The sequence below is a fragment of the Kitasatospora sp. NPDC001527 genome, from assembly GCF_040298605.1.
In the GTDB taxonomy this organism is placed as follows: domain Bacteria; phylum Actinomycetota; class Actinomycetes; order Streptomycetales; family Streptomycetaceae; genus Kitasatospora.
Map to the genome: position 1 here is coordinate 1 of NZ_JBEPAM010000092.1, position 15,167 is coordinate 15,167.

At 73.8% G+C, this 15,167-nt stretch carries 16 protein-coding genes; 12 read left to right on the top strand and 4 right to left on the bottom strand.

Annotated features, from left to right (window positions below; all coding sequences use genetic code 11):
- Positions 1 to 65: 65 nt before the first annotated feature.
- A complete protein-coding gene (locus ABT238_RS37795) occupies positions 66 to 443 on the bottom strand; it encodes a DUF1844 domain-containing protein (RefSeq protein WP_350571016.1) in 378 nt (125 codons plus the stop codon).
- Positions 444 to 903: 460 nt separating this feature from the next.
- Here ABT238_RS37795 and infC point away from each other — a divergent pair, with 460 nt between their 5' ends.
- The 8 genes from infC to ABT238_RS37835 all read left to right on the top strand — a co-directional run bounded on the left by infC (position 904) and on the right by ABT238_RS37835 (position 9,582).
- Entirely contained in the window at positions 904 to 1,626 is a 723-nt protein-coding gene (infC, locus tag ABT238_RS37800; RefSeq protein WP_350806792.1) for a translation initiation factor IF-3, read from the top strand.
- Between the two features lie 140 nt (positions 1,627 to 1,766).
- Positions 1,767 to 1,961 carry a 50S ribosomal protein L35 gene (gene rpmI / locus ABT238_RS37805; protein WP_045701618.1) on the top strand — a complete coding sequence of 65 codons (195 nt, stop codon included), beginning with the start codon at positions 1,767 to 1,769 and terminating at the stop codon, positions 1,959 to 1,961.
- 109 nt (positions 1,962 to 2,070) lie between these two features.
- Complete coding sequence (rplT, locus tag ABT238_RS37810) at positions 2,071 to 2,466, top strand: 50S ribosomal protein L20 (RefSeq protein WP_030395970.1); 396 nt, start codon at positions 2,071 to 2,073, stop codon at positions 2,464 to 2,466.
- A gap of 108 nt (positions 2,467 to 2,574) precedes the next feature.
- Entirely contained in the window at positions 2,575 to 3,441 is an 867-nt protein-coding gene (locus ABT238_RS37815; protein WP_350571014.1) for a TrmH family RNA methyltransferase, read from the top strand.
- Positions 3,442 to 3,559: 118 nt separating this feature from the next.
- A complete protein-coding gene (locus ABT238_RS37820) occupies positions 3,560 to 4,663 on the top strand; it encodes a sensor histidine kinase (RefSeq protein WP_350806764.1) in 1,104 nt (367 codons plus the stop codon).
- 258 nt (positions 4,664 to 4,921) lie between these two features.
- Positions 4,922 to 6,043 (top strand): phenylalanine--tRNA ligase subunit alpha, encoded by a 1,122-nt coding sequence (pheS, locus tag ABT238_RS37825; protein ID WP_350571011.1) that lies wholly within the window; start codon positions 4,922 to 4,924, stop codon positions 6,041 to 6,043.
- Positions 6,043 to 8,544, top strand: coding sequence for a phenylalanine--tRNA ligase subunit beta (gene pheT, locus ABT238_RS37830; RefSeq protein ID WP_350806773.1), 2,502 nt, complete (start codon positions 6,043 to 6,045; stop codon positions 8,542 to 8,544). Before pheS ends, pheT begins: the two co-directional genes overlap by 1 nt.
- Positions 8,545 to 8,745: 201 nt before the next feature.
- A complete protein-coding gene (locus tag ABT238_RS37835; protein WP_350806777.1) occupies positions 8,746 to 9,582 on the top strand; it encodes a chitosanase in 837 nt (278 codons plus the stop codon).
- 73 nt (positions 9,583 to 9,655) lie between these two features.
- On the opposite strand, the gene ABT238_RS37840 is transcribed toward ABT238_RS37835, so the two are convergent.
- Positions 9,656 to 10,525, bottom strand: a complete 870-nt coding sequence (locus ABT238_RS37840) for a 3-hydroxybutyryl-CoA dehydrogenase (protein ID WP_350571006.1) — start codon at positions 10,523 to 10,525, stop codon at positions 9,656 to 9,658.
- A 291-nt stretch (positions 10,526 to 10,816) separates the two neighbouring features.
- Here ABT238_RS37840 and ABT238_RS37845 point away from each other — a divergent pair, with 291 nt between their 5' ends.
- The gene (locus tag ABT238_RS37845) at positions 10,817 to 11,635 is read left to right on the top strand and encodes an SDR family NAD(P)-dependent oxidoreductase (protein ID WP_350571005.1); all 819 of its coding nucleotides are present in this window, start codon (positions 10,817 to 10,819) and stop codon (positions 11,633 to 11,635) included.
- 61 nt (positions 11,636 to 11,696) lie between these two features.
- Here ABT238_RS37845 and ABT238_RS37850 read toward each other — a convergent pair whose 3' ends face one another.
- Complete coding sequence (locus ABT238_RS37850; protein WP_350806781.1) at positions 11,697 to 11,873, bottom strand: hypothetical protein; 177 nt, start codon at positions 11,871 to 11,873, stop codon at positions 11,697 to 11,699.
- A gap of 41 nt (positions 11,874 to 11,914) precedes the next feature.
- On the bottom strand, positions 11,915 to 12,799 hold the full coding sequence (locus ABT238_RS37855; RefSeq protein WP_350806784.1) for a polysaccharide deacetylase family protein: 885 nt from the start codon (positions 12,797 to 12,799) through the stop codon (positions 11,915 to 11,917).
- A 275-nt stretch (positions 12,800 to 13,074) separates the two neighbouring features.
- Between ABT238_RS37855 and ABT238_RS37860 the strand changes: the two genes are divergently transcribed.
- From ABT238_RS37860 to ABT238_RS37870, 3 genes are all read left to right on the top strand, one after another.
- On the top strand, positions 13,075 to 13,962 hold the full coding sequence (locus tag ABT238_RS37860) for an SAM-dependent methyltransferase (protein ID WP_350571001.1): 888 nt from the start codon (positions 13,075 to 13,077) through the stop codon (positions 13,960 to 13,962).
- Positions 13,959 to 14,504, top strand: coding sequence for an HD domain-containing protein (locus ABT238_RS37865; RefSeq protein ID WP_350806788.1), 546 nt, complete (start codon positions 13,959 to 13,961; stop codon positions 14,502 to 14,504). Before ABT238_RS37860 ends, ABT238_RS37865 begins: the two co-directional genes overlap by 4 nt.
- A gap of 79 nt (positions 14,505 to 14,583) precedes the next feature.
- Positions 14,584 to 15,093: an FBP domain-containing protein gene (locus tag ABT238_RS37870; protein WP_350570998.1), complete on the top strand. Its 510-nt coding sequence runs from the start codon at positions 14,584 to 14,586 to the stop codon at positions 15,091 to 15,093.
- The last annotated feature ends 74 nt before the right edge of the window (positions 15,094 to 15,167 follow it).

A 15,167-nucleotide genomic window follows, 5' to 3' on the forward strand; every position in this document is an offset into this window, starting at 1 on the left:
GCGGCTCCCCCGCGGCCGGCGGCCGCGCCCGGACCGCCCCCCCCCCCCCCCCCCCGCCGGGGGCCTCAGGAGTAGACCGGACCGGTGAACTTCTCGCCCGGGCCGGCACCCGGGGCGTCCGGGACGATCGAGGCCTCGCGGAAGGCCAGCTGCAGCGAGCGCAGGCCGTCGCGCAGCGGCGCGGCGTGGAAGTTGCTGATCTCCGGGGCGCCGGCGGTGACCAGTCCGGCCAGCGCGGTGATGAGCTTGCGGGCCTCGTCGAGGTCCTTGTCCTTCTCGCCGCCCTCGGCGAGGCCGCACTTCACGGCGGCAGCGCTCATCAGGTGCACCGCGACGGTGGTGATCACCTCGACCGCCGGGACCTCGGCGATGTCCCGGGTGAGGTCGTCGAAGCCGATGGCCTCGTCGTCCGCGGCGGGGTTCTGGATGGGCTCGCTGCTCAAGGGGGGCTCGTTCCGTCGTGCCGGTGTCCGTACAGAGGGAGCGTACAAGCCGGGGCGCGCGGGGGCGGAATAGCGTTCGACCCCCCGGCGCTGTATGCTTCGAGACTGACCGGCCAGACGTCTTCGCGGATGTCCGGCCAGCAAGTGGAGGCTCCACCCAGGAGGCCCGAGAGGGCAACCGCGAAAGTCTCCCACCTGATCGGCCTCGCGGTCGACGGGTCCGGTCCGCGACGGGCGCCCAGTGCGCCGACGGTCGCCGCAGCACCCCTCACCGGGTGCCGCCCCCGGTTGTGTGGAGCCCCGCTTGTACCGAGCGGGGCTTTTTTCGTGTCGCGGTGTGAACGGCCGAAGGGAGCCGGGTACAGCGCAGCACGAATGAAGCCCCGCCCAGTGGTCGAGTCCACTACGTGCGACCGCCGTCCGACGGCCGCATCGCAGAAGGTGCAACCGAGGAGGCCCCATCAGCACCGAGCCCCGCATCAACGACCGGATTCGCGTCCCCGAGGTGCGACTCGTCGGTCCCAGCGGCGAGCAGGTCGGCATCGTGCCGCTTGCCAAGGCGCTGGAGCTCGCGCAGGAGTACGACCTCGACCTGGTCGAGGTCGCGGCGACCGCCCGGCCGCCGGTGTGCAAGCTCATGGACTACGGCAAGTTCAAGTACGAGTCGGCCATGAAGGCCCGTGAGGCGCGCAAGAACCAGGCGCACACGGTCATCAAGGAGATGAAGCTCCGGCCGAAGATCGACCCGCACGACTATGACACCAAGAAGGGTCACGTCGTCCGGTTCCTCAAGCAGGGCGACAAGGTCAAGATCACGATCATGTTCCGCGGTCGTGAGCAGTCCCGCCCCGAGCTGGGCTTCCGTCTGCTCCAGCGGCTCGCCGACGACGTCCAGGACCTGGGCTTCGTCGAGTCCTCGCCGAAGCAGGACGGCCGTAACATGATCATGGTTCTCGGCCCGCACAAGAAGAAGACCGAGGCGATGGCCGAGGCCCGCGCCGCCGCTGACGCCCGCAAGGCCGAGCGCCAGGGCCGCACCGCCGGCCCCGACGCCGCCGTCGAGGCCGACGCCGATGCCGAGCCCGCCGAGCTCGCCGAGGTCCAGGACGCCGCCGACGAGACGGAGGCCCCCGAGGCCGACGCTCCGGTCGAGCAGCCGGCCGAGGCCTCCCAGGGCGCCTGACCTTCCCAGGTCAGCAGAGCCCGGGAGACCGGCCACCAGGGTGACGGGGCGCCCCGCCCGGTCACCGCAGATCCATTCCTTCACGCCCGCGCGGCGCACACCGCGCGGGCGTGGACGGACCGACGAGGAGATACGGCGAAATGCCGAAGCAGAAGACGCACAGTGGCGCCAGCAAGCGCTTCAAGATCAGTGGCTCTGGCAAGGTGCTGCGCGAGCGCGCCGGCCGCCGCCACCTCCTGGAGCACAAGCCCTCCACGCTGACCCGCAAGCTGGCCGGGACGATCGAGCTGGCCCCCGCCGACGCCAAGAAGATCAAGAAGCTTCTCGGCAAGTGATCGCCCTCCCGCCCGGCGCGAGCCGCGTGCGGGGCAGCTGATCCTTCCCGACCCATTCGAATGACGGACCACGTGAAGTAGTCCGTGGTCCAACCCAAGGAGTAATCAAGTGGCACGCGTCAAGCGGGCAGTGAACGCCCACAAGAAGCGCCGGGTCATCCTGGAGCGCGCCAGCGGCTACCGCGGCCAGCGCTCGCGCCTGTACCGCAAGGCCAAGGAGCAGGTCACCCACTCGCTGGTCTACAACTTCAACGACCGCAAGAAGCGCAAGGGCGACTTCCGTCAGCTGTGGATCCAGCGCATCAACGCTGCGGCCCGTGCCAACGGCATCACCTACAACCGCTTCGTGCAGGGCCTGAAGGCCGCCAGCGTCGAGATCGACCGCAAGATGCTGGCCGACCTGGCCGTCAACGACCCGGGTGCCTTCGCCGCCCTGGTCGAGGTGGCCCAGAAGGCGCTGCCGGCCGACGTGAACGCCCCGAAGGCCGCCGCCGACGCCGCCTGATCCTCCTGGATCAGTCGAGTTGAGCTGACCGGACCCGCAGGCTCGATCCTGCGGGTCCGGTTTTGCGTTACCCCGGTCCTCCCGGTCAGCCAGGACAGAGACGAGATCATGCCGAGCACCGACACCCCCCTGCTCACCTCCCTGCGCTCGCCCCGCGTGGTCGCCGCCCGGCGGCTCGCCAAGCGGAGCCAGCGCGGCAAGGAGCGCCGCTTCCTCGCCGAGGGCCCGCAGGCCGTGCGCGAGGCCGTCGCGTTCGGGCGGCTGCCGGGCTCGGGCGAGCACGCCGTCGTCGAGGTGTACGCCACCCCCGAGGCCGCCGAGCGGCACGCCGCCATCGTCGAGGCCGCCCTCGCCGAGGGGCTGCCGGTGCTCACCGCCACCGACGAGGTGGTCGCCGGGATCTGCGACACGGTGACCCCGCAGGGCATCGTCGCGCTCTGCCGCTTCATCGACACGCCGTTCGCCGACGTGCTCGCCGCCCGCCCCCGGCTGGTCGCCGTGCTCGCCCACGTGCGCGACCCCGGCAACGCGGGCACCGTGCTGCGCACCGCCGACGCGGCCGGCGCGGACGCCGTGGTGCTCACCGACGCCTCCGTGGACCTCTACAACCCGAAGGCCGTGCGGGCCTCGGTCGGCAGCCTCTTCCACCTCCCGGTCGCCGTCGGCGTGCCGGTCGAGGAGGCGATCGGCAGGCTGCGCGAGGCCGGGGTGCGGGTGCTGGCCGCCGACGGCGCGGGGGAGCGCGACCTCGACCAGGAGCTCGACGAGGGCACCCTGGGCGCGCCGGGCGCATGGGTGTTCGGCAACGAGGCGTGGGGGCTCCCGGAGGAGACCCGCGCACTGACCGACGAGGTCGTGCGCGTGCCGATCCACGGCCACGCCGAGAGCCTCAACCTGGCCACCGCCGCCGCCGTCTGCCTCTACGCCTCGGCCCGCGCCCAGCGCTCTCCCGGCGGGTGCCGCGCCACGCGCTGACCCGCGCCGGCAACTCGCCGGGGGCCCGATGACGCGGGCCCTACTACAGGGGGCTGCGAGGCGCTAGGGTCTGCCTCGGTGGGGGGAAAGACACGGTGGGTAATCGGGGAGGACACCCATGGTCGGCAGCGGGCCAGAGCTCGACCCGGACGACCTGCCGGACGGCCTGGTGGTCGCCGACGCCCTGGGCCGGGTGGTCCGCTTCAACCGGGCCGCCGCCCGGCTGACCGGCGTCGCCGCGCAGGCGGCGCTCGGCAGCGCGCTGGAGGACGTCCTGCCGTTGGAGGACCTCGACGGCCGCCGTTGGTGGCAGCTGACCGACCCGTACGGCGGCCTGGCGGTGCGCACCGGCCAGCCGGAGCGCAACCTGCTGCTGCCCGGCGGGCGCGAGGTGCTCGTCTCCGCCCGCTACGTCCGCAGCCGGGCCGGGGGACCGCTGGAGCGGCTGGTGATCGCCCTGCGCGGCACCGAGGCCCGCCGGCGCACCGAGCGCAGCCACGCCGAGCTGATCGCCACCGTCGCGCACGAGCTGCGCTCGCCGCTCACCAGCGTCAAGGGGTTCACCGCGACCCTGCTCGCCAAGTGGGAGCGGTTCACCGACGGGCAGAAGCGGCTGATGCTGGAGACCGTGGACGCCGACGCCGACCGGGTCACCCGGCTGATCGCCGAGCTGCTGGACATCTCCCGGATCGACGCCGGCCGGCTGGAGCTGCGCAAGCAGGTCGTCGACCTGGCCGCCGCGGTGCGCCGGCACGTCGAGCGCAAGGTCGCCACCGGCATCCCCGAGGAGCGCTTCGACGTCCGGGTCAGCGAGCCGCTCACCGTGCTGTGGGCCGACCCCGACAAGGTCGACCAGGTGCTCGCCAACCTGCTGGAAAATGCCGTGCGGCACGGTGACGGGACTGTCACCATCGAGGTGGCACCGGCCAAGGAGGTCGTCGAGGCCCCCGTCTGGGAGCGCCCCGGCACCCCGCCCCGCATCGTGGAAGGCACAGCGGTCACCGTGAGCGACGAAGGCAGCGGCATCCCCGAGGAGGCGGTGCCGCGCGTCTTCACCCGCTTCTGGCGCGGCTCCAAGCGCGGCGGCACCGGGCTCGGCCTCTACATCGTCAAGGGCATCGTGGAGGCCCACGGCGGCTCGATCCGCGTCGACCGCGCGCCCGGCGGCGGCGCCCGGTTCCGATTTATCCTGCCCGCCGGGGTGCCCGACTTCATGCTCTGAAGGAGCACGAACGACGAACACAGCATGCTGTGAGCGCGTGGTGGTCGGTCCCCCGGGCGGGCTTGACGGCAGTCGCGCCAAGCGCTGCGACTACACTCGACCTTTGGCGTTGTGGAACGCCCGGCGCGGCCGAGCCGCGGACACCCCGCCTCCCTCGTTCGGAGAACGGCTGCCCGTGCCCCGGCCACGCCGGGCGTGACGCGAAGGCACGAGCCCCTTACCTGAGCACGGACGAGCAGGAGCACGGGAAAGATAGAGATGTCGGCACCCAACAAGTCGTACGACCCGGTCGAGGTCGAGGCCCTCAAGCCCGAGGTGGTGGAGGCGGCCCGGGACGAGGCCGTCGCCGCGTTCGCCGCCGCCACCAGCCTCGACGAGCTGAAGCAGGCCAAGGTCGCCCACACCGGCGACCGCTCCGCCCTGTCCCTGGCCAACCGCGAGATCGGCGCCCTCCCCCCGCACGCCAAGGCCGCCGCCGGCAAGCTGATCGGCCAGGCCCGGGGCGCCGTCAACCAGGCGCTCGCCAAGCGGCAGGCCGAACTGGAGGCCGAGCGCGACGCCCGTGTGCTGGTCGAGGAGGCGGTGGACGTCACCCTTCCCTACGACCGCACCCCGCGCGGCGCCCGCCACCCGCTGACCACGCTGGCCGAGCGCATCGAGGACACCTTCGTCGCGATGGGCTACCAGGTGGCCGAGGGCCCCGAGGTCGAGGCCGAGTGGCTCAACTTCGACGCCCTCAACCTGGGCCCGGACCACCCGGCCCGCTCCATGCAGGACACCTTCTTCGTCCAGGCCCCGGACGGCTCCGCCGACTCCGGCGTGGTGCTGCGCACCCAGACCTCCCCGGTCCAGGCCCGCACCCTGCTCGACCGCGAGCCCCCGGTCTACGTCGTCTGCCCCGGCCGGGTCTACCGCACCGACGAGCTGGACGCCACCCACACCCCGGTCTTCCGCCAGGTCGAGGGCCTGGCCGTGGACGAGGGCATCACCTTCGCCGACCTCAAGGGCACCATCGAGCAGCTGGTCTCGACGCTCATCGGCGACGGCCTGGAGCTGCGCTGGCGGCCCTCGTACTTCCCGTTCACCGAGCCGAGCGCCGAGATCGACCTGCAGTGCTTCGTGTGCCGCGGCGCGTCGGTCGGCAACCCGGACCGCCCCTGCCGCACCTGCGGCTCCGAGGGCTGGATCGAGCTCGGCGGCTGCGGCGTCGTCAACCCGCGGGTGCTGGTCGCCTGCGGCGTGGACCCGAGTCGCTACAGCGGGTTCGCCTTCGGCCTGGGCCTTGAGCGGATCCTGATGAACCGTCACAACGTCGCCGACATGCGCGACATGGTCGAGGGTGACGTGCGCTTCACCCTCCCGTTCGGGATGGAGATCTGATGCGCGTCCCGCTTTCCTGGCTGCGCGAGTACGTCGACCTGCCGACCGGCGAGACCGGCCGCGATGTGGCCGAGCGGCTGGTCCGCGCCGGCCTGGAGGTCGAGACCGTCGAGCAGCTCGGCGGCGACCTCAAGGGGCCGCTGGTGGTCGGCGAGGTGCTCTCCATCGAGGAGCTGACCGGCTTCAAGAAGCCGATCCGGCACTGCTTCGTCAACGTCGGCGACGCCAACGGCACCGGCGAGCCGCAGGAGATCGTCTGCGGCGCCAGCAACTTCGCCGTCGGCGACAAGGTCGTCGTGGTGCTCCCCGGCGCGGTGCTGCCCGGCCCGTTCCCGATCTCCGCCCGCAAGACCTACGGCCAGACCTCGGCCGGCATGATCTGCTCGGCCCGCGAGCTCGGCATGGGCGACGACCACAACGGCATCATCGTGCTCCCGCCCGAGTACGAGCCCGGCACCGACGCCATCGAGCTGCTCCAGCTCGTCGACGAGGTGCTGGACATCGCCGTCACCCCGGACCGCGGCTACTGCCTGTCCATGCGCGGCGTCGCCCGTGAGGCCGCCGCCGCGTACGGGCTGCCGCTGGCCGACCCGGCGCTGCTCGACGTGCCGCCGGCCAACTCCTTCGGCTACCTGGTCAAGGTCAACGACCCGGCCGGCTGCGACCGCTTCGTGGCCCGCACGGTCGTCGGCCTCGACCCGGCCGCCAAGTCCCCGATCTGGCTCCAGCGCCGGCTGCAGAAGGCGGGCATCCGCCCGATCTCGCTCGCCGTCGACATCACCAACTACGTGATGCTCGAGGTCGGCCAGCCGCTGCACGCCTACGACAAGCAGCGCGTCGACGGCCCCATCGTGGTCCGCCGGGCGGAGGACGGCGAGAGCCTCACCACCCTGGACGGTGTCAAGCGCACGCTGTCCGCCGAGGACCTGCTGATCTGCGACAACAGCGGCCCGATCGGCCTGGCCGGCGTCATGGGCGGCGCCTCCACCGAGATCCTCGACCCGGCCGCCGGCCCGGGCACCACCGAGGTGATCATCGAGGCGGCGCACTTCGACGCGGTCGCCATCGCCCGCGGCGCCAAGCGCCACAAGCTGCCCTCCGAGGCGTCCAAGCGCTTCGAGCGCGGCGTCGACCCGGAGGCCGCCCGCGCCGCCGCGCAGCGCGCCGTCGACCTGCTGGTGCTGATCGCCGGCGGCACCGCCGAGGCCGGTGTCACCGACATCGCCGCCCCGCACCCGGTGCGCACCATCACCATCGCCGCCGACCTGCCGGACCGGGTCGCCGGCACCGCGTACGGCCGCGAGACCGTCACCCGGCGCCTGCAGGAGATCGGCTGCTCGGTCGCCGGCGCCGACGTCCTGGAGGTCACCCCGCCGACCTGGCGCCCCGACCTCACCGACCCGTACGACCTCGCCGAGGAGGTCATCCGGCTGGAGGGCTACGACAACGTCCCCGCCCGGATGCCCACCGTCCCGCCGGGCAAGGGCCTGACCGAGGCCCAGCGGATGCACCGCCGGGTCGGCGTCGCGCTGGCCGGCGCCGGCTACGTCGAGGTCAACAACTACCCGTTCGTCGGCGAGGCCTCCTTCGAGTCGCTCGGCCTGGAGCCGGCGGACCGCCGCCGGCGGACCGTCACCCTGGTCAACCCGCTGAACGACGAGGAGCCGGGGCTGCGCACCACGCTGCTGCCGGGCCTGCTCGGGGCGCTGCGCCGCAACGTCGGCCGCGGCAACACCGATCTGGCGATCTTCGAGACGGGCACGGTGTTCCTGCCGAAGGACGAGCTGTCGGTCGCCCCGCGTCCGGCCGTCGACCGCCGGCCCAGCGACGAGGAGCTGGCCGCGCTGGACGCCGCGCTGCCGCACCAGCCGCGCCGGGTCGCCGTCGCGCTGGCCGGCGAGCGGCTGCCGTCCGGCTGGTGGGGCAAGGGCGCTCCGGCGACCTGGGCCGACGCCATCGAGGCCGCCCGCACGGTGGCCCGCGCCGCCGGCGTCGAGCTGACCGCCCGCCAGGGCCGGCTGATGCCGTGGCACCCGGGCCGCTGCGCGGAGCTGGTGGTGGCCGGCACCGACCGCGTGGTCGGCCACGCCGGTGAGCTGCACCCGCGCGTCGTCAAGGCGATGGGCCTGCCCGAGCGCACCGGCGCGATGGAGCTCGACCTGGACCTGCTGGCCGCCGACGGCGCCGCGCGGGTCGAGGGTCCGGCGGTCTCCGGCTTCCCGGTGGCCACCCAGGACGTCGCGCTGATCGTCGACGCCGACGTGCCGGCCGCCGACGTGGAGGCCGCGCTGCGCGCCGGGGCCGGCGAACTGCTGGAGGCGATCCGGCTGTTCGACGTCTTCACCGGCGAGCAGGTCGGCGCGGGCAGGAAGTCGCTGGCGTACGCGCTGCGGTTCCGCGCCGCGGACCGGACGCTGACCGCCGACGAGGCGAGCGCCGCCCGCGAGGCGGCCGTCGCCGAGGCCGTCGCCCGCACCGGCGCGGTGCTGCGCGGCGCCTGACGCCCCGTCAAGTGCGCCCTGCCCGGGGCGTTCTGCCGAAAGGGCCCCGACCGGTACGCCGGTCGGGGCCCTTTCGCGTGCCTTTGCGGGCAATCCCCTTGCGCCGTGCCCGGCGTGAACGCTTCAATCAAGTTAGGAAACTTTCCTAACTCTCACGGGTCCGGCCACCCCCATGCCCGGATCAGGGAAACGGAGCGTCAGATGCGTACCCAGCACCGCACCGTCCGCCTCGCCCTCGCCGCCCTGCTGGTCGCCGCCCCGGCCACCGTCGCGGCCGCCGGCACCGTCCACGCCGCGCCCGCCGCCGGCACCGTCCGGCTCGCCGCCGTGGGCCTGGACGACCCGCACAAGAAGGACATCGCCATGCAGCTGGTGTCCAGCGCCGAGAACTCCTCCCTCGACTGGAAGGCCCAGTACAAGTACATCGAGGACATCAACGACGGCCGCGGCTACACCGCCGGCATCATCGGCTTCTGTTCCGGCACCGGTGACATGCTCGAACTCGTCGAGCACTACACCGACCTGAAGCCGGGCAACATCCTCGCCAAGTACCTCCCGGCGCTGCGCAAGGTCAACGGCACCGACTCGCACTCCGGGCTCGGCTCCGCCTTCGAGCGGGACTGGGCCACCGCCGCCAAGGACACCGTCTTCCAGCAGGCCCAGAACGAGGAGCGCGACCGGGTCTACTTCAACCCCTCGGTCAGCCGGGCCAAGTCCGACGGCCTGCGCGCGCTCGGCCAGTTCATCTACTACGACGCCATCGTCATGCACGGCCCCGGCACCAGCTCCGACAGCTTCGGCGGGATCCGCGCGGCCGCCATGAAGAAGGCCAGGACCCCCGCGCAGGGCGGCGACGAGGCCACCTACCTCAAGGCCTTCCTGGAGGCCCGCAAGGTCGTCATGAAGCAGGAGGAGGCCCACGCCGACACCAGCCGGGTCGACACCGAGCAGCTGGTCTTCCTCAACGCCGGGAACTTCGACCTCAACCCGCCGCTGAAGTGGAAGGTCTACGGCGACAGCTACACCATCAACAGCTGACCGCCGGCGGCCGGCCGCCGCGGCGCGGTGGCGGGAGGAGCCGGCCCCCGGCCGGACCTCCCGCCCACCGGCGTCAGGCGGTCGCGGTGTAGTCGTAGAAGCCGCGGCCGGACTTGCGGCCCAGCAGGCCCGCGTCGACCATCCGGGACAGCAGCGGGGGAGCGGCGTACAGCGGCTCCTTGTACTCGTCGTACATCGACTCGGCGATCGACACGATGGTGTCCAGGCCGATCAGGTCGCACAGCCGCAGCGGGCCCATCGGGTGGGCGCAGCCGGCCTCCATGCCCTTGTCGATGTCGGAGGCGGTCGCCACCCCCGACTCGAACATCCGCACCGCCGACAGCAGGTACGGCACCAGCAGCGCGTTCACCACGAAGCCGGCCCGGTCGCGGGCGCGGATCGGCGACTTCTGCAGCACCTCGGTGGCGAACGCCTCCACCCGGTCGGTGGTGGCGGCCGAGGTGGTCAGCGTCGGGATCACCTCGACCAGCTTCTGCACCGGCGCCGGGTTGAAGAAGTGCAGGCCGATCACCTGCTCCGGGCGGGTGGTGGCGGCGGCCAGCTTCACGATCGGGATCGAGGAGGTGTTCGAGGCCAGGATCGCGTCCCGCCGCTCCACCACCCGGTCCAGCGTCTCGAAGATCTGCACCTTGACGTCCGCGCGCTCGGCGACCGCCTCGACCACCAGGTCACGGTCCGCGAAGTCCGCCAGGTCGACGGTGAACGCCAGGCGGGACAGCGCCTCGTCGCGCTGCTCCTGCGTCAGCTTGCCGCGCTTCACGGCGGTGTCCAGGGAGTTGGTCAGCCGGGCGCGCCCGAACTCCAGCGCCTCCCCGCTCGCCTCGGCGACCAGGACCTCCAGCCCCGCCCGGGCGAACACCTCCGCGATGCCCGACCCCATCAGTCCGCAGCCGATCACTCCGATGCGCGCGATGTCACTCACTCAGTTGCCCTTCGGTGGTGCTGGGGGTCGCCCAGCGTGGTGGCCCAGCAGCTGCTGTTCGGCGGTTCGGGGCACCGGTATGTGCGGACCGGTGCACCGCCCCGACGACGTTACTACTCCCTACCGGCCAGTAGGTCATCCCCTCCCCGGCCGACCCGCCGCCCCGCGCCTTCCCCCGAACGGGTGGGCCCGCCCGCGTCGCCCGTGCGCTGGCGCCCCGCCCGCGCCCGCCGGGCGACAGAATGCGGGCCCGGACCGAGGGTGGTCCTGGACGGACGGAGGGAGCACGCCATGCCGACGGGATCGCTCGCGGGACAGGTCGCCCTGGTCACCGGCGCCGGCCGCGGCATCGGCCGGGAGACCGCCATCGGCCTCGCCGCCGAGGGCATGGCCGTCGGCCTCGTCGGGCGCACCCACGAGACCCTCACCGACACCCTCAAGGAGTGCGCGCGGCACGGCTCGCGCGGCGTCGCCGTCACCGCCGACGTCACCCGCCCCGGCTCGGTCCGCGAGGCCGTGCGCGTCGTCGAACGCGACCTGGGCCCCGTCGACCTGCTGGTCAACAACGCCGGCCAGATCGACCGCGCCGAGGTCCCGCTCTGGGAGACCGACGTCAACCAGTGGTGGCAGGTCGTCGAGGTCAACCTGCGCGGCCCCTACAACCTGCTGCGCTGCGTCCTGCCCGGCATGGTCCGCCGCCGGCGCGGGCGCGTCGTCAACCTCAACTCCGGCTTCGCGCTGCGCCCCGACGGCCAGTACACCGCGTACGCCACCTCCAAGGGCGCGCTGCTCAAGCTCTCCGACAACCTCGCCGACCCGCTCGCCGAGCACCACGTGGTGATCCTGGACATCAGCCCCGGCGCGGTCGAGACCGACATGACCGCGGGCATGCCGATGTTCCGCGACACCACGAGCTGGGGCTCCATCCCGTACATGGTCGCCGTCGTCGTGGACGCCGCCCGCGGGCGCTTCGACGCGCTGCACGGGCGCTTCCTGCACGCCGGACGCGACAACCTGGAGGAACTCGTCCGCCGCGCCGAGGAGATCCGCGTGGCGGACGCCCGCACCCTGCGGCTGCGCCCCTACGGGCCCGACGACCCGATGGCCTGACGCGCGGCGGTCCGGGGCGCGGCGGTCCGGGGCACGACGGCCCGGGTCGCCGCGGTCCGGTTCACGGCGCGCGCAGCTCCGCCAGCTCCCGCTCGGTGAGCGAGCCCGGCGCCCGGCCGGTGCGGGCGAACTCCCCGGCCAGCCGCTGCAGGGCCTCGTTGAGCGGCGCCGCCACCCCGTGCAGCCGGGCACCGATCGTGCCGCCCACCGCACCCGCCCCGATGATGACGTACCGCATCCCGGAAGCATCGCACGCTCCGAACGGCGGCCGACCGGGGGTCAGGCGAAGAGGCGGCTCGCGGTGACCGGGGTCAGCCCGGCCCTGCCGAGGCCGTCGAGGATGCCCGGCAGCGCGTCGACCGTGCAGCGGTGGCCCAGGTGCAGGGCGACCACCGAGCCGCCGCGCACCGAGCCCAGCACCCGGCGCTGCAGTTCGGCGGCGCCCGGGTCGGCGTAGTCGCGCGGGTCCACGTCGAAGGAGAGCACGTGCTCGTACCCGACCGCCTTCGCCTGCTCCCGCACCATCGGCGTCGCGTACTGGGCCGCCGACGGGCGGAACCAGCGGCCGATCGAGCCGGTGAGCCGCTGCAGCCGCTCCGCGCACTGGGCGATCTCGGCCCGTGCCCGGTCCGGTGGCATGGTCGAGATGTTCTGGTGGTTCTGGGTGTGGTTGCCCAGCTCGTGGCCGCCGTCCAGGATCCGGCGGGCCATCTGCGGCTGCTGGTCGAGCCAGCTGCCGACGGCCATCACGGTGAGCCCGACGCCGCGCCGCTCGGCGATCTCCAGCAGGGCGGCGGCGAGCGCCGGATCGCCGCTGCCGTGGAAGGTCAGGGCGACGCCGCGGCCGGTGCGCGGCCCGTACGCGACCTCGACCGGGGTGCCGGGCGCCAGCGGCGGCAGCACCGGCGGGGCGGTGGCGGTCGCGGCCGGTGCGGGGGAGGCGGCGGCCGTCGTCCCGGCGGGCTCCGGCGAGGCGGGCCCCTCGCCGCCGGCCCAGGCCGGATCCACGGTGCCCGACGGGTCCACCGCCTCCGGACGCGCGGCGAACACCCCCGGGTCGGCCCGGCGGCGACCGGGGTCGCCGCAGGCGGTGAGCAGGCCGCCGGCGGCGAGCGCGGCCAGTTTGACGGTGGTGCGCAGGACGGTGCGCCGGTCGGCAGTCATCGGCAGCCAGCATAGGGACGGCGACACCCCGGCGGCGACCGCTCGCCTCGGCCGGGACCGGCCACCCCGCACACGGTGTTGACGTGCACACACACCATGGTTCGGATGCTGCGGAAACCTGAACTGCCGCTGTTTCGATGGCGTTTCGTCGGTTACGATCACGGCGCACCGTGCGGTGGGGGCCGCCACCGGCCGCCTGCCGGGAGCGGGGCGGAAGCGACAGGAACCGTCCGGCGGGGGCACCCCGGACGGACGCGAACACCAGGGGGCGGCAGATGACCGAGGACAGGACGGCGGCGCGCGGCGTCACCGGCACCGACTGGGAGTGGGCGCGCGCCGGGGACTGGCAGCCGCCGACCGAACTGGACACCGGGGTCCCGCACACGGCCCGGATGTACGACTACTACCTCGGCGGCAAGGACAACTTCGAGGCCGACCGCAAGGCCGCCGAGGCCGCCATCGCCGCCTACCCGGCGCTGCGGCTGCTGGCCCGCACCAACCGCGAGTTCCTCGGCCGCGCCGTCGAGTTCGCGGCCGGCCGGGGCATCCGGCAGTTCGTCGACATCGGCACCGGCATCCCCGCCGTCGGCTCCACCAGCGAGGTCGCCCGCCGGGTGGCCCCGGACGCCCGGGTCGTCTACGTCGACAACGACCCGATCGTGGCCACCCACGCGCGCGCCCTGCTCGCCGGCCACCCGGCCGGCCACACCTCGGTGATCGAGGCCGACCTGCGCGAGCCCGAGGCGATCCTCGCCCACCCCGCCCTGCGCGGCGCCGTCGACCTCGGCGAACCGGTCGCCCTGATGCTGGTCGCCGTCCTGCACTTCATCCGCGACGAGGACGGCGCCGAGCGGATCGTCCGCACCCTGCGCGAGGCGCTCGCCCCCGGCAGCGCGCTGATCCTCTCGCACGGCAGCCCCGACTTCGCCTCCCGGGAGAGCGCCGCCGAGGGCACCCGGGTGTACCGCAGCGCGAGCGCCCCGCTGGTGCTGCGCCCGCGCGCGGCCGTCGAGCCCTTCTTCGGCGACTTCGAGTTCGCCGGCCCCGGCCTCGTCCAGCTCCCGCTCTGGCGCCCGGACGCCGGTCACGTGCGCACCACCGACCTGCCCGAGGGCTGGCAGGACGTCTCGGCGTACGCGGGCGTCGCCTTCAAGCGGGCGTGACCGACGGGATCGCGCCGCTGCCCGCGGCCGCCGCGGCCCTGCTCGCCGAGGTCGGCGCCCCGCCCCGGCTGGTCGCCCACCTCGGGCTGGTCCACGAGGTCGCCGCCGCCGTCCTGGACGGCTGCGCCGGGTACGGCGTGCCGGTGGACCGGGAGGCCGTGCTGTTCGGCGCCGCCACCCACGACATCGGCAAGGTCGTCCACCGCGAGGAGCTCTCCGTCCCCGGCTCGCTACACGAGCGGGCCGGGTACGGGCTGCTGCTCGCCCGCGGCGTCCCCGAGCGCCTGGCCCGCTTCGCCCGTACCCACGGCAGCTGGACGGACCCCGGCACCACGCTGGAGGACCTGCTGGTCGGCCTGGCCGACAAGGCCTGGAAGGACAGCCGGGTCCGCGACCTGGAGGACCGGGTGGTGGCCCGCCTCGCGCAGGCGGCCGGGCGCGAGCCCTGGGAGGTGTTCCTCGGCCTCGACGACCTGCTCGCCGGGATCGGCGCGGACGCCCCGCGGCGCCTCGCCGTCCAGGTCGCGCACCCGGTGGCCTGACGTCCCGGGCCACCGGCGGACGGGCGGCCCGGGAAAAACCGGGCGACGCGCCCGGTGGTCCGGTGTTAGCTTGCCGGGCATGCGAGCCCTGAACGAGACCGAGATCCGCGCGTCCTTCGTCAACTGCTCCAAGGGCGAGGCCCGGCGGCTCAGCCTGCCCCGCGGGCTGGCCGAACTCCCCTGGGAGCACCTCGACTTCCTGGGCTGGCGGGACCAGGGCGCGCCCGACCGCGCCTACCTGGTCGCCGAGCACCGCGGCGCGCTGGTCGGCGTCACCCTGCGGGTGCCGTCGTTCCGGCGGAGCCTGACCAAGACCAACGTCTGCTCGCTGTGCGTCACCGCCCACGCGGGCTCCGGCGTCGCGCTGCTCACGGCCCGCCGGGCCGGCGCGGCGGGCCGCGAGGGCAACACCGTCGGCACCTACCTCTGCGCCGACCTCGCCTGCTCGCTCTACGTGCGCGGGCGCAAGAACTCCGCCTCGGTCACCCGGCCCAACGAGTCGCTCCCGGTGGAGGAGCAGATCGCCCGCACGGTGGCGAACCTGGACGCCTTCCTCACCGAGGTCCGCACCGACACCCTCGCCGGCTGAGCCGCGGCCGCGCGCCGAGCCCGCTCGCGGTCATGGGCATGGGCTCCGTCCCCAAGGTAACCGGCCGGACCCCG